This window comes from Providencia sp. AGC89 (genome assembly GCF_053543535.1).
The window spans coordinates 37,495-50,620 of sequence record NZ_JBIXLP010000002.1 but is presented as its reverse complement, the minus strand read 5'-3'; the positions used below and the strand labels follow the sequence as shown (position 1 = coordinate 50,620).

Here is a 13,126-nt window from a genome sequence, read left to right as displayed (position 1 = left end):
CCTGATTTATTTTAAATGACCTATTCGACTTACTACCAACCTTAATAGGTTTGGTAGCAGCACGACAATAGCAAATACCACTGTGTTTTTATACAGAGAAATGATTATACCAATGATAAAAGAGAAGCCAACTGAGAAATTTCTACATGCGGCAATAAACGCACGTCTTTCTCCCCCATTAGGGTTTTTTGGTCAAGGTTAATCCAGCAGGCTTGCATACCACTATTGATTGCGCCTTCAACATCTGTCAGTAGATTATCCCCAACATGAAGAATGAATTTCGGTTCAAGATCAAGGCGCTGTGCAGCTAAACGGTACATATCACAATAAGGTTTTGAACGGCCATCTGGCCCGGCTTTTAAAACAAACTGAAAGTATTGGCCTAACCCACACGCTTCAGGTTCTGCATTACCATTGGTTATCGCAACTAACGGTAATTTTTCAACTAATTTGGCAAGTGTTGCGTGTGTAGATTCAGGGATATCTATTTTATTACGCCAGTAAGTGAAATGTGCCATGATGTCATCTGCCCCTTTTTGTGCATCTTCTCGCGAATAGCCATAATGGCAAAACATCATTTTTGAAGAAAGCCAGCGCCAACGGGAAATATCATGGCAGATCTCAGGCTCTTGTTCTTCCACAAGGCGGCGAAAAGCATAGAGGTCATCATTGCTAAAATGATTGAATCGAGGGTCGTATTCACGAACAAAACGTAAGACTTCCTCTTCCGTTTTATCAATAACTGGGTGGTTATCATAAAGCGTGTCATCCAAATCAAACGTAATCGCCATAATTGGTGACAGTGGGCGGTAAAAATGCATTAAGGTTTCTCCCTCTTTGCCCTCGGATGAGCCACATCATAAACGTTGGCTAAGTGCTGAAAATCAAGGTGCGTATAAATTTGTGTTGTTGATAAGTTCGCATGACCAAGAAGTTCTTGCACCCCACGTAAATTACCACTTGATTCAAGGAGATGTGTCGCAAAGGAGTGGCGTAATTTATGAGGATTAATGTGACTATTAACCCCCTGTTTTATTCCCCATTGTTCAAAACGTTTTTGTACATTTCGATTCGAAATTCGTTTCCCACTTTGGGTTGAGATAAAAACAGCATCATCTTCTGGCTCATATAACTCACGCATTTCTAACCAACGATGTAGCCAGCTCACCGCTGTTTTTCCCATTGGAATTTTTCGCTCTTTACTTCCTTTTCCCATCACCCAAACTTCACCAGTGCTTAAATCGAGGTGACGAACATCAAGACCAACAAGTTCAGATAAACGCAATCCAGCACCATACATCACTTCCAGCATAGTACGGTCGCGCACAACTAGTGGATCACCGCTATCCATATTTAGCAGTTGGGAGACCTCATCTACATCCATATTCTTAGGAAGACGTTTTTTGGATTTGGGTGCTTGAATTGCTTTGGCTGGGTTTGCAGGCAACGCCTCTTGATGCACCATCCAATCCAAAAAACTTCTCAATGACGATAATCGTAAAGCCATACTTGCAGCCTGTAGGCCTGATTTGCGACTTTTAGCCGCGATATTCCGTACGATAGCTGTATCAACTTTTTGCCATTCAGTGATTTTCAATGAGGTTAGCATTTCAACAATAACACTCAATTGACGATGATAATTAGTAATAGTGACAGGGCTTAACCGACGTTCAACTCGCAGATAACGTAAGAAGGCCTCAACTTGCATCATCAGCCCTTTCGGCTGAGACTCTACAGGCGTTCTATCCATTGGCATAATAACCTCGGGAGAATTTGAGCCACTTTTTCCAACATAACCGTCCCCATACCATGTTGATAATGCTCGCGGTCGCGGCTAGTAAAAATAACCATGCCCGATTCACCATGATGACCAAATAATGAGATAGCCACAGAGCCGACATTGAGCGCATCTGGTAAAAGCAATTGGATTTCAGGGCCATTTAAACGACCAAGATAGTTACGTTTATCGCCAAATCGTTGAATTCTGATAGGCTCAAAAACACGACGCGAAATCACCAGTTGATGGGCATCTAAAGGGGCTGATAAATGCCAACTATCACTGAATAAACGAACCGATGCGCCTGATAAACCTAATTTTTTTGCCCAGCGATTTAAAGTAAGTAACATTTCTTGTAAGCTTTTGGCTGATGACATGTCTATCACCAGAACCAATAACTCATCAAAAAGCTCTATATTTTCATGCGCTTGCTCTACCATAAAACGGATATCTTGCTCAAGCTCTTTGATTTTCAAACGTTGGCGATTCATCACTAATTCAGGTAATGAGATAGCACCTTGTACAACATGTGGAACTTTCAACTGCTCCAATAATTGTGCATTACGAAGAAAAAAGTAAGGATTTTCCTTTAGATATTGCACCACATCGAATTCATCAAGTTGATGTTTTCTCTTCAGTGCTTTTTCGGTTTTATCCATATTCCCCTCTTCAACTCGGTAAAATTATCGCTGTGTGACTTTTATAGCTGGATGACCCCATCGTAGACATGAGTTGCTGGGCCTGTCATATACAACGGAGCCCCTGGACCTTCCCAAGTTATATTTAACGACCCGCCGGGTAAATCAACACGTACTCGTTTCGCCAATAACCCTTGAGTGATCCCAACAGCCACTGCGGCACATGCTCCACTACCACATGCTTGAGTTTCACCTGCACCACGCTCATAAACGCGCAAGCGAATATGCTCAGCATTAATAATTTCCATGAAACCAATATTAGCGCGTTCGGGAAAGCGCTCATGGCTCTCTAAAGCTGGTCCTAAAATTTCAACCTCTGCGGTATGAATACTTTCAACCTGAATGACGCAATGTGGGTTACCCATTGAAACAACCCCACATAACACTGTACGTTCTTGAGCTCGAATAATATAGGTTTTTTCTTCTTTAATAGCGCGAAATGGCACCCTTTGAGGCTCAAAATCAGGCTCTCCCATATTAACGCAGACATCATCATTTTCATTTATGGTTAATGTCATCCGGCCTGATTGGGTACTAACTTTAATTTTTTGCTTATTAGTCAGACCTTTAAGCCGAACAAAGCGCGCAAAACAACGCGCCCCATTACCACATTGTGACACCTCACTGCCATCCGCATTAAAAATGCGATAATGAAAGTCAAGGTCAGGGTCATAGGGGGCTTCAACTAATAATAGCTGATCAAAACCGACACCAGTATGCCTATCTGCCAGCCGGCAAATAAGTTCTGGCGAAAAATACACATTTTGTGTGACACCATCGACAACCATGAAGTCATTGCCTAAGCCATGCATTTTAGAGAATTGCATTTCACGCTCCATAGCGGCAACTTACTGGTTATGATTTGTTGTAGCAGGCTCTTCGGTTGAGCTGCTTGGCGCTGTTGGTTGCACATCAGGCGCCTGAGCAGGAGCAACAGTTTCTTCCGGCGGGAAATAAAGAGGGCCTTTCAAGCCACAACCAGATAAGGTAAATAACATAACAAGTGCACTAAGCCCAAATAAACTTTTTTTCATTCTTTTTCGCCTGTGATACTAACTTTTGACATCTGATATTTTACACAATAACAGGAGTGACCTAGCAAATCACGTCTGTTTATCAAGCATGCTTATATTATATACTCTAGGCTAAATTTAATCTGAAATTTTTAGTCAGCGCACTGAGATTGACCCCAATGCTTGATCCCTCCTATAATTTTAATTAACTAATTGTGAGCAAACAGGATTTTAACCGTGAATGACAGTGAATTTCACCAGCTAGCAGAAGCGCTACTGGGCTCTATTGAAGAGCATTTGGACAATTACGATGGTGATGCCGATATCGATTGTGAGATAAATGGCGGTGTTATGACACTCAGTTTTGAAGATGGCAGCAAAATCATCATCAACAAACAAGAGGCATTTCACCAAATTTGGCTAGCGACCAAACAAGGCGGATACCATTATGATTACAAACAAGGGGAATGGGTCTGTGACCGTTCTGGCAATGAGTTTAAAAACCAGTTAGCGGAAGCCATTGCTTTCCAAAGCCAACAGCCATTTTCGTTCTAGTTTTAAACAACTATCACTAAAAGTAATGCGCTTGTGGGTGCCCTGATTGGCTTAAATGCATATCATGCCCCACTTCGTCATCATCCTCTGACTCTGATGTAAATGGCCACGTTGCGCCCGAAAAGGCAACCACTTGGTTTTTACCGTCATGATTAATAATTTGGTAAAATTGCGGTAAATTGAAGTTGATAAAATTAGCACCATAGGTAAAGCGGTCATGGGAGGAGGAGTAGAACTTACTGACATCACGCACCAAGTCTTCTTTGGAACCTTCACAGTGAGAGTAAATCTCCACACGGTTAGCTTCATCTAATACGTAAATATTAAAACCTGTGTTATCCGCCGTATTTTCGAAGAAAAACTGTACAATCCCTTCACTCGCATAACCATCAACAACAGCTGGCAAATGGTTATCACTTTTTGCCTGAAGTTTGACCGGCCAGCCATGTAACTTGTTATGGGAAATTGCGCCATAGAATTCAACCGCATTTTCTAGTTTTTGTACTGAGACATTCAGGCGTTCAAAAAACAGCCCCCAAGTCTGCCCTGCTATGCGGAGCGCTTTAAAGCGCCCAGGGTCATTACTATTACTTGATAAACGCAGTTCTACGCATTCCGATATCAATTGCTGTACACGAGTACGAATAAGCCCCCGTAAGTGCTCACTATAACAAAAGACCTCAACAGCTTCCGGTGGTGAAGCGTCTTGGTGCATTTTACCTAAAATCGTTTTTAACGCTTCTAGCATACACTGCTCACCGCTGAAATGGAGCGTCCTTACCTCATTCCATGAATTACGATACAACAAATCAATACTACCAATGAGACACTGCTGTGACTCGCCAAAGCTGAAAATATCTAATTTCCTAAAATCGACATGAACCACTTGCTCTGAATAAACTTGAGTCGGGTCTTTTTCTAGGTTAACGATTATTGCAAGGTGGCGAATTTCACAGGGGCTATATAGCGCTTTTGGTGTTGGAGCCGGCAACCTAATTGGGAAATGATTTGAGACGTCATGCATAAGTTCAAGCAGTTTTCTTTCGTCACACTGCGACTGCCCATTATGCATATAAACTTGTGTCGTTTCAGTTAGTAAGCCATTAAAATATGCCCAGGCCACTAATTTATTTAAGTAACGGTTATATTCCAGAGGCTGGTGCCCAATAATCGCATCAATATTCGGGGCTTGGTTGTACAAATACCAACCACTACGATTTGCACGCCCTGCTGGCACATAAATAAAAGTGAGGTGCTCTTCACTTAAATCCGGTGAAATCTGAGGGTTAACTAACGTCACTTTACCCGGAAGCGCTTCAAAGGCTGCGTATAATTTACGAGTTAATACCCCAATATCTTGTGGGCTTGCACTAACGCTTAAATTATTTCGCCGCGCAAAGCGAATTAAATTACGATAACTTTGCATCATGGTGTCGAGTAGCTCATTATGCGCTTCACGGACACGCTCAATTTTCCATTGGCTGCGTGTATCTAGTACTGTTAAACGTTCTGCTCCCCAGCCCCATGATGCCACCAATTGGGATAAGACATCTCGACGCCAACCAGAAAAAGCATTGCTATCTTCTTCAGAAAGTTTTTCACAAACTTTAAGGTAAAAACAACGACGTATAAGGTCAAGACGAGTTAAGTCGTTAATTTCAACAAGATACCTTGTGACGCGTTCAAGCATTAAACAGTAGGAATCCAAGCCATAACACACGATTTCACCGGCATGTAAATGGCGCTTAAACTCCATAGCCAGTAGTTTGCCATTAGGATAATCCCATGAATAAGACTCTAATAAGATACTTTTTAATACTGCTTTATAAGGGGAATCAACACTTTTATAAAGTTGCCACAAGCTTGCACCAAAGTATTCTGCGGCTGAAAGTTCACTCAATCCGCCTAAATCCAACCACTCATTTGGCGTTAATACACCTTGTGCATATAACCTCATAACATATTCATCATAATGTTGTTCTTCTTCAACAGGTACCATCGCCCACAATAAGCGTTTGCCGGCCATTCGAACCGCAGTACGATAAAACTCATCTAACAATAGAATATGTTGCGTTGAACCACAGTTTTCCCCGCCTATATGCCCACTCGCATGATGGCGAAAACGATTCTCATCGATTAGAAAAACGGTTACATCAATGCCTAAAGACGCTGCCCACTGTTCAATTAATGTGCATTTCTTTTGTAAAAAACGTTTTTCTTCGTGATCTAACCAAGAAGGGTGACAAACCCAAACATCGATATCTGAACAATGGCTTTGCCCTACAGAGGAGGTACTGCCCATTGAATAAATCCCAGTTATGGGTAATTCACCATTAGTGGGCTTTTCGATTGGTAGGAAGCGTTCAAATTGCCCCAACCACTTCATTTGTTCTGTATCTGGAGAGAAAAAGCAGACGCCATGGGGTACATTACCTTCAATAAAACCAGGCATCATTGGATGATGATAATGAAACAAGACAGGCAGCAGGTTATAAACCTTCGAAAAGGTTTCACTCATAGATGCTGTTGCGCGCTCTAACCGTAATTGGTTTATCGCATCAAGTCTTTGCTTTAAGGTTTCAATATAGAGATACAAGAGTTACGCCTGACTGAATGTAATACAAATCTGGGAATTTCCCAGCACCCAACAGATAGAGATAGATTTAAAAAAGTTTTCAAATGAATTGTCGGAAACGTGATCAATTTAACACCTTGCAGCAAAAGGGTAAAGTAGATCACATTATTTTACGTGCTTATTTTTGATACTAAATGCTTTTCAACATATTGTATAAAAAGGTTTTTATTTTTTAATGCATCAGAATATCCCTTGTTTTTCAATGGAATAATACTTTTGATGCAAATTGAACAACAAAACCACTATGTAAAATGCCATGTAAGCGTAATACATGCAGCATCTATGCTTGAACGCTTCAACATGAACAGATGAAACCTACAGGTAACCCAACAAAAAAAACAGCACGAAAAGCTAAAATAATTCTTTGGTTAGCACGCATCACCGGAAAATATTTATCAAGAGACCATCGAAAAGTAACATCACGATTTGTCAGTGTATGGGCCGAATTTCATGTTGAGTAAGTGAAGGTGGGTAAAGAATGTAGTGGAATGAACCAAACAACAGCAAACACTAAGATAGCCACACAGCGGTGGCTTTGAGCTCAGCTGGAAAAAATATCCTTAACATGTTAAAACTAACGTCAATTGTATGGTTAATCTACGGCGTTCTTCGCTAGAGAAAACAGTAAAATGACATCAACAAATATTGTGCGCATTGCTACGCGCAAAAGCCCTTTGGCCTTATGGCAAGCGCATTTTGTCAAAGATAAGCTAGAGCAATTACATCCTAACTTGCAGGTTGAGCTGGTTCCGATGGTGACAAAAGGGGATATCATCCTTGACACTCCGCTCGCAAAGGTGGGGGGAAAAGGCTTGTTTGTCAAAGAACTTGAACTGGCTTTATTAGAAGGGCGTGCAGATATTGCCGTTCATTCAATGAAAGATGTTCCTGTTGAATTTCCTGAAGGCTTGGGCCTAGTCACTATTTGTGAACGCGAAGACCCTCGAGATGCCTTTGTTTCAAACCACTATGACAATCTTGATGCGTTGCCAAAAGGCAGCATCGTTGGGACATCTAGCTTACGTCGCCAATGCCAATTAAGAGAACTTCGTCCGGATTTAGTCATTCGGGATCTCCGCGGTAACGTAGGCACACGGTTATCTAAACTCGATAATGGTGAATATGACGCCATTATCTTAGCGGTAGCAGGGCTAAAACGTTTAGGGTTAGAAGCACGTATACGCACAGCTCTTGCACCGGAACAATGTCTCCCTGCTGTTGGTCAAGGGGCCGTTGGCATTGAGTGTCGATTAAACGATAGTGTTACACGAGAGCTGCTCGCTAAGCTTAATAATGATACGACTTCTATTTGTGTTCTTGCTGAACGCGCAATGAATATGCGTTTAGAAGGGGGCTGCCAAGTCCCTATTGGTAGTTATGCTATTTGGCAAGACGACAAAATATGGCTACGTGCTCTTGTTGGCGCACCTGATGGGAGTATTATTATTCGTGGAGAAAGGCTTGTCGCCCCAAATGAAGCAAGCCAAGCGGGTGTATCACTCGCGGAAGAACTCCTCGAACGCGGTGCAAGGGAAATTTTAGCCGAAGTTTATAACGGGAACCCACCTGCATGAGGGTTCTTGTTACACGCCCTGAACCCACAGGTTCGGAGCTAATAACGGCAATCACCGCTAAAGGGGGAGAAGCCTACTCTTCCCCTTTGATCAGTATTGGACCAGGCGCTGAATTAAACACGCTAGTTTCACGCCTTGATCACCTCAATACAAACGACTTAGTCTTTCTTTTATCTAAAAATGCAGTCGAGTACGCAAATTTAACACTTGAACAAATGGGACGTAACTGGTCAGATAAGCTATCTTACTATGGTATTGGTCGCTCTACCGCCCAGTTTTTCAAGAAAGTAACCGGGAAGCCAGCCCATTGGGCTGAACAAGGGGAAACCAGCGAAGTGCTACTCACGCTTCCTGATCTCCAGTTTCTCGAAGGGAAACACGCCCTTTTATTGCGTGGAAATGGTGGCCGAGAACTTCTTGCTTCAACATTAAGGGCTCGAGGTGCGCAAGTCGACTATTGTGAATGTTATGCAAGGCACCCAATCCCTTACGAAAAAAACGAATTTAATCGCAAATGGTTTCAAGTTGATATCACTGACATTGTGATAACCAGTGGCCAAATGTTAGCTTTACTAGAAGAATTAATCGCTGAAGAGTATCAAAATTGGTGGTTTACCCGCCGCTTACTCGTTGTCAGTGAACGGATTGCAGATCAAGCTCGCCAAGCTGGATGGCAGAGGGTCTGTGTAGCTAATAGTGCAGATAATAATGCTTTATTAGAAGCATTAATTTCAACCGACATGGGATGCTAATTTATGACGGAACACGATAAAACAACCGAGACGGTTACCCCAGAAACAGGTGCAAAACAACAGCACTCCGAAAAAAAAACCTCTTCGGAACAAAAACGTTCTGGTCTCATTGGCGGAGTAATTGCTATCGCTATTATCATCGCCATTGGTGGTGGTCTTTATTATTTCACTCAACAAAACAATGCAACTTTAGTAAATGAAAACAATGAACTAAAACAGCAATTGAGTGATTTAATCGAACAACAAAATTCAGATAGACAACGTTTAGATGCCCTAATTACCGCGAATACTGAGATGAAAAACCAATCTCGCGAGTATGAAGATAGGCTCAATCGTCGCATGCAAGAACTGCAAGCTCACGTGACTGCCCTTTCCAGTAGTGATGTTAAAAGCTGGCTGATTGCACAAGCTGACTTTATGGTAAAAATGGCAGGAAGAAAACTGTGGAACGACCACGACCCTGTCACAGCAGCTGTCCTATTAAAAAGTGCAGACTCTAGTTTGGCTGAAATGAACGACCCAAGTCTGCTCGATATTCGCAAGTCAATTAACAATGACATGGCAAAATTAGCCGCCATCAATCAAGTCGACTATGACGGTATTATCTTACGCCTAAACCAACTCAGTAACGACGTTGATAACTTACGTTTAGCCGACTTAAACAGTGGTGATGCTAAAAATGAAGATAATGCCGAAGTCAGTGATGACATTTCTGATTGGCAACAAAACTTATCTCGTAGTTGGAAAAGCTTCACTAACGATTTCATCACCGTCAGGGCTCGTGACGGTTCTGAAGCACCACTACTAGCCCCAAATCAAGACATTTACCTTCGTGAAAACATTCGTTCACAGTTGCTCATCGCAGCTCAAGCCGTTCCTCGCTTCCAAGAAGAAACATACAAACAGTCGCTTGAGCAGGCTTCAACATGGGTAAGAGCTTATTTTGATACTGAAGCGCCGGAAACGAAAGCGTTCTTATCAACCATTGACGAGCTAATTAATCAACCGATTGATGTTGAAATGCCTGACGCCTTAGAAAGCCAAGAAAAGCTAGAGAAAGTCATGCAAACGCGAGTGCGTAGCTTACTTGCTCAATCCTCTGACAATACTAAGGCAAATGATGGTGCTGTTGATGCAGCAGCAGATGCCGCAGTTCCCGCGACTGAGACACAAAAAGCAGAACCAGCAGATACACCACACCCTTTTGAGTCAACTGAGCCTGCTGGAAATAGGGGGTAACAATGATTAAGGTACTGATCCTATTTATTGTTCTTATCGCAGGTGTCATCTTAGGGCCACTATTAGCCGGTCACCAAGGCTATGTTTTTATTCGCACCGATAACTACGACATTACAACCAGTGTAACGAGCCTGATATTGGGCTTTATTTTACTCCAATTCGTGTTGCTATTTCTTGGTTGGTGTTACCGCCGCTTTATGAGCACCACATCACGGACTAAAGGTTGGGTAAGTGGGCGTAAATATCATAAAGCACACACCCAAACGCAAAAAGCCCTACTCAAGTTAGCTGAAGGTGATTTTGAGCAGGTTGAAAAATTGATGAGCAAGCATGCTGATTTTTCCCAACAACCTGTAATCAACTATTTAATGGCAGCAGAGGCGGCGCAACAGCGCGGTGATGAATACCGTACCCACCAATACTTAGATAGGGCAGCAGAAGCCGCAGGTAATGATCAACTCCCTGTTGATATTAGTCGCGTTCGCATCCAATTAGCTGAAGGCGAAGTACACGCGGCTCGTAACGGCATTGATAAACTTCTCGATAAAGCACCGAGGCACCCAGAGGTTTTACGCCTAGCCGAACAAGCTTATTTACGTTCAGGGGCTTACCAAGCACTGATCGAATTATTACCTGTAATGGCCAAAGTACAATTACACACTGAAGACGAGTTAGACGCATTAAAACTGAAAGCTTACAAAGGGTTAATGAACCAATGTATGGCTGAAGGTGGGAGTGATGGCTTGAAGGCTTGGTGGAAAGCTCAGCCTCGTCGCGTCCGCCATGAAACTGCATTGCAGGCTTTTTTAGCAGAACACTTAATTGAATGTGGCGACATTAATAGTGCTGAAAAAATGATCATTGACGGCTTAAAGCAGCAATATGATGAGCGCTTGTTATTGTTAGTGCCGAAGCTTAATAGCGAACACCCTGAAATTATTGAAAAAACGCTTTTACATCTGCAAAAGCAAAATGGGGCAACGCCATTACTAAACAGTACATTGGGGGTTTTGTCACTGCAGCATGCTCAATGGGATAAAGCAGAAACTTATTTCAAAGCTGCCTTAGCTCAACGTTTTGATGTACAAGATGCATCATGGTTAGCTGATGCTTTCGACAAATTACATAAACCGAATGAAGCAGCAAAAATTCGCCAAGAGGCCTTAATACACTCATTGAACCAAGAGCGTTCATAAAAGGCTATATTAATTATAATAGCCCCCAAGAAGTTACCTTAGGGGCTATTTTATTTAGTATACAAACCTACCCGTTAGTTTATCGTTAAGTAAAATAACGGGCTAATTCATATTTGTTAGCCCCATATATCCAATTAGATAATAGGACGAAGAACGATAATACCCGTCTTGGAGGATATATATTCTAGGAAGTTTGTATCAACAACCTTCATATTCTTTGAAAGTGATGATGCATTTCGGTACAAAACCTGATTATCCTTTCTAATCACAATACCTGTATGGGAAACATCTAACCCCTTAATTGGTGAATAAATACCAATATAATCGCCTGTTTTTAAGTTATTAAGAACCATTTCATTAATTGCATGAGTAGGAATATAGGTTACCTTTCTTGAGTGAATACCTAATCCTTTAATAAACTCACTACCATCTGCTTTTTGATTTAATTTTTTTTCAACTGTAACCGACTCAGAGCTAATTAATGCTGTCACATCTGTCGCATTTTGTGGTGATACCGCATACCAGTCAGTAAAAAAGTGTTTTCTTTTATAATAAGCAACATCACTGTCTTTATAACGCGTATTCACAAGGGCGCTTAAAAACGTATTCCTACTGTTTGATTTGCTTAGTGCCGCGACATAATCCAGATAAGTAAAACAGTCAACACCTTCTAAATTAACAACAAGTACTTCACTGACGTTTGGTCCACCAACTAATGTGTTGGCGACATACGGCATCCCCAGAAAAATACTAGAAACTTGATCAATAAGATTGCCATAGGGTAGACCTTGATTTGGTATTATTACTTTATGAATAATCTGATCCAATGCTAATTTAGAATCATCACTCATATCTAATAAATAATTTGGCTGGTTAGTTGATGAAAAAGAGACTGCACAAAAAGAAAGCAATGCAAAAAATAAAAATTTCATTTTAAATACCTTTCCTTGGGAAAATGAATCATCAGTTAAAGATGATTTATTTTTACTGACAAGGTAAAGTAAGAAATTGTTTATTTAAGGTTTAATTTAAATACTAGTAATGTGTATTTTTAAGCGAAAAATAACAGCGTTTCACTTTAATTCAAACGAATGTTTTACACTGTCAAAAATAAAGAAACAAAATACAAATATCACGCTAGGTGACATAATCATAAAAAAATAAAACCACTTATGTGCCAAGGTATAAACAAATTTTGTGATTACTATGTCATAAAGGAAATACATAGTGTATAAAGCATAATATACATCTTGGCTTGAATGAATGTGGGATATCTATATGAATGTAATTAAAACTATTTGGCGTTGGGTTATTGCAAGTCCAAACCGTTTACAAATATTTTTTGATCTTCTTCTGCTAGTTTTATCGCCTTTTGTTTTTATCCTATTTATTGGCTTTAATACAGAAGACCTCAGTAAAGACATTTTTATTATTACGTTCATCATCCTCTGCTATACCTACATTACTCGCTGGTTCAGCAAATGGTTTAGTAAAGGCAAAAAATAGTCTCTTATCTTGTTTAACAGCCTCTTTCACGTTTTCAGTAAAGGGGCTAAGTCGCTTGTATTGCAGAAAAAAAAACACCTGCACAAGGCAGGTGTAAAATACAATCAGGTCTACAGACGGATGGTGCCTCACTCAACGTTTCGCCCGTTCGTTGATGGTAAGAGGATGAGCTCTTGATCAT

General features: G+C 41.1%; 13 protein-coding genes. 6 read left to right on the top strand and 7 right to left on the bottom strand.

The window, feature by feature from the left end:
* Positions 1-104: 104 nt before the first annotated feature.
* Genes yigB through lptM form a run of 5 tightly spaced genes read right to left on the bottom strand, consistent with a single transcriptional unit; the run spans position 105 to position 3,509 of the window.
* Positions 105-821, bottom strand: a complete 717-nt coding sequence (yigB, locus tag ACIPUA_RS01000) for a 5-amino-6-(5-phospho-D-ribitylamino)uracil phosphatase YigB (RefSeq protein ID WP_071548707.1) — start codon at positions 819-821, stop codon at positions 105-107.
* A complete protein-coding gene (xerC, locus tag ACIPUA_RS00995) occupies positions 821-1,750 on the bottom strand; it encodes a tyrosine recombinase XerC (protein ID WP_042845855.1) in 930 nt (309 codons plus the stop codon). The genes yigB and xerC overlap by 1 nt, the downstream gene beginning before the upstream one ends.
* Positions 1,732-2,436, bottom strand: coding sequence for a DUF484 domain-containing protein (locus tag ACIPUA_RS00990; RefSeq protein ID WP_042845857.1), 705 nt, complete (start codon positions 2,434-2,436; stop codon positions 1,732-1,734). Before ACIPUA_RS00990 ends, xerC begins: the two co-directional genes overlap by 19 nt.
* Positions 2,437-2,477: 41 nt before the next feature.
* Positions 2,478-3,302 (bottom strand): diaminopimelate epimerase, encoded by an 825-nt coding sequence (gene dapF, locus ACIPUA_RS00985; protein WP_042845859.1) that lies wholly within the window; start codon positions 3,300-3,302, stop codon positions 2,478-2,480.
* Positions 3,303-3,323: 21 nt separating this feature from the next.
* Positions 3,324-3,509 (bottom strand): LPS translocon maturation chaperone LptM, encoded by a 186-nt coding sequence (lptM, locus tag ACIPUA_RS00980; RefSeq protein ID WP_042845861.1) that lies wholly within the window; start codon positions 3,507-3,509, stop codon positions 3,324-3,326.
* Between the two features lie 216 nt (positions 3,510-3,725).
* On the opposite strand from lptM, the gene cyaY reads away from it, so the two are divergent.
* Positions 3,726-4,043: an iron donor protein CyaY gene (gene cyaY, locus ACIPUA_RS00975; protein WP_042845862.1), complete on the top strand. Its 318-nt coding sequence runs from the start codon at positions 3,726-3,728 to the stop codon at positions 4,041-4,043.
* Between the two features lie 16 nt (positions 4,044-4,059).
* Here cyaY and ACIPUA_RS00970 read toward each other — a convergent pair whose 3' ends face one another.
* Positions 4,060-6,639 carry a class I adenylate cyclase gene (locus ACIPUA_RS00970; protein WP_449059190.1) on the bottom strand — a complete coding sequence of 860 codons (2,580 nt, stop codon included), beginning with the start codon at positions 6,637-6,639 and terminating at the stop codon, positions 4,060-4,062.
* Positions 6,640-7,307: 668 nt separating this feature from the next.
* Here ACIPUA_RS00970 and hemC point away from each other — a divergent pair.
* The 4 genes from hemC to hemY are packed head-to-tail and all read left to right on the top strand — an operon-like array spanning position 7,308 to position 11,439.
* Positions 7,308-8,252, top strand: a complete 945-nt coding sequence (gene hemC, locus ACIPUA_RS00965; RefSeq protein ID WP_042845867.1) for a hydroxymethylbilane synthase — start codon at positions 7,308-7,310, stop codon at positions 8,250-8,252.
* Complete coding sequence (locus ACIPUA_RS00960; RefSeq protein WP_042845868.1) at positions 8,249-9,004, top strand: uroporphyrinogen-III synthase; 756 nt, start codon at positions 8,249-8,251, stop codon at positions 9,002-9,004. The genes hemC and ACIPUA_RS00960 overlap by 4 nt, the downstream gene beginning before the upstream one ends.
* Before the next feature lie 3 nt (positions 9,005-9,007).
* The gene (gene hemX / locus ACIPUA_RS00955; protein WP_048605790.1) at positions 9,008-10,243 is read left to right on the top strand and encodes a uroporphyrinogen-III C-methyltransferase; all 1,236 of its coding nucleotides are present in this window, start codon (positions 9,008-9,010) and stop codon (positions 10,241-10,243) included.
* A 2-nt stretch (positions 10,244-10,245) separates the two neighbouring features.
* A complete protein-coding gene (hemY, locus tag ACIPUA_RS00950; RefSeq protein WP_129466654.1) occupies positions 10,246-11,439 on the top strand; it encodes a protoheme IX biogenesis protein HemY in 1,194 nt (397 codons plus the stop codon).
* A gap of 134 nt (positions 11,440-11,573) precedes the next feature.
* Here the strand turns inward: hemY and ACIPUA_RS00945 are convergent, their stop codons facing one another.
* Positions 11,574-12,371 carry a DUF1460 domain-containing protein gene (locus ACIPUA_RS00945; protein WP_042845872.1) on the bottom strand — a complete coding sequence of 266 codons (798 nt, stop codon included), beginning with the start codon at positions 12,369-12,371 and terminating at the stop codon, positions 11,574-11,576.
* Between the two features lie 346 nt (positions 12,372-12,717).
* Between ACIPUA_RS00945 and ACIPUA_RS00940 the strand changes: the two genes are divergently transcribed.
* Positions 12,718-12,945 carry a hypothetical protein gene (locus tag ACIPUA_RS00940; RefSeq protein ID WP_042845873.1) on the top strand — a complete coding sequence of 76 codons (228 nt, stop codon included), beginning with the start codon at positions 12,718-12,720 and terminating at the stop codon, positions 12,943-12,945.
* Positions 12,946-13,126: the final 181 nt, after the last annotated feature.

Bases quoted from the DNA above. Each gene is read 5' to 3' on its own strand.
- yigB (WP_071548707.1), bottom strand. From the start codon at position 821: ATGCATTTTTACCGCCCACTGTCACCAATTATGGCGATTACGTTTGAT.
- xerC (WP_042845855.1), bottom strand. From the start codon at position 1,750: ATGGATAGAACGCCTGTAGAGTCTCAGCCGAAAGGGCTGATGATGCAA.
- ACIPUA_RS00990 (WP_042845857.1), bottom strand. From the start codon at position 2,436: ATGGATAAAACCGAAAAAGCACTGAAGAGAAAACATCAACTTGATGAA.
- dapF (WP_042845859.1), bottom strand. From the start codon at position 3,302: ATGCAATTCTCTAAAATGCATGGCTTAGGCAATGACTTCATGGTTGTC.
- lptM (WP_042845861.1), bottom strand. From the start codon at position 3,509: ATGAAAAAAAGTTTATTTGGGCTTAGTGCACTTGTTATGTTATTTACC.
- hemC (WP_042845867.1), top strand. From the start codon at position 7,308: ATGACATCAACAAATATTGTGCGCATTGCTACGCGCAAAAGCCCTTTG.
- ACIPUA_RS00960 (WP_042845868.1), top strand. From the start codon at position 8,249: ATGAGGGTTCTTGTTACACGCCCTGAACCCACAGGTTCGGAGCTAATA.
- hemX (WP_048605790.1), top strand. From the start codon at position 9,008: ATGACGGAACACGATAAAACAACCGAGACGGTTACCCCAGAAACAGGT.
- hemY (WP_129466654.1), top strand. From the start codon at position 10,246: ATGATTAAGGTACTGATCCTATTTATTGTTCTTATCGCAGGTGTCATC.
- ACIPUA_RS00945 (WP_042845872.1), bottom strand. From the start codon at position 12,371: ATGAAATTTTTATTTTTTGCATTGCTTTCTTTTTGTGCAGTCTCTTTT.
- ACIPUA_RS00940 (WP_042845873.1), top strand. From the start codon at position 12,718: ATGAATGTAATTAAAACTATTTGGCGTTGGGTTATTGCAAGTCCAAAC.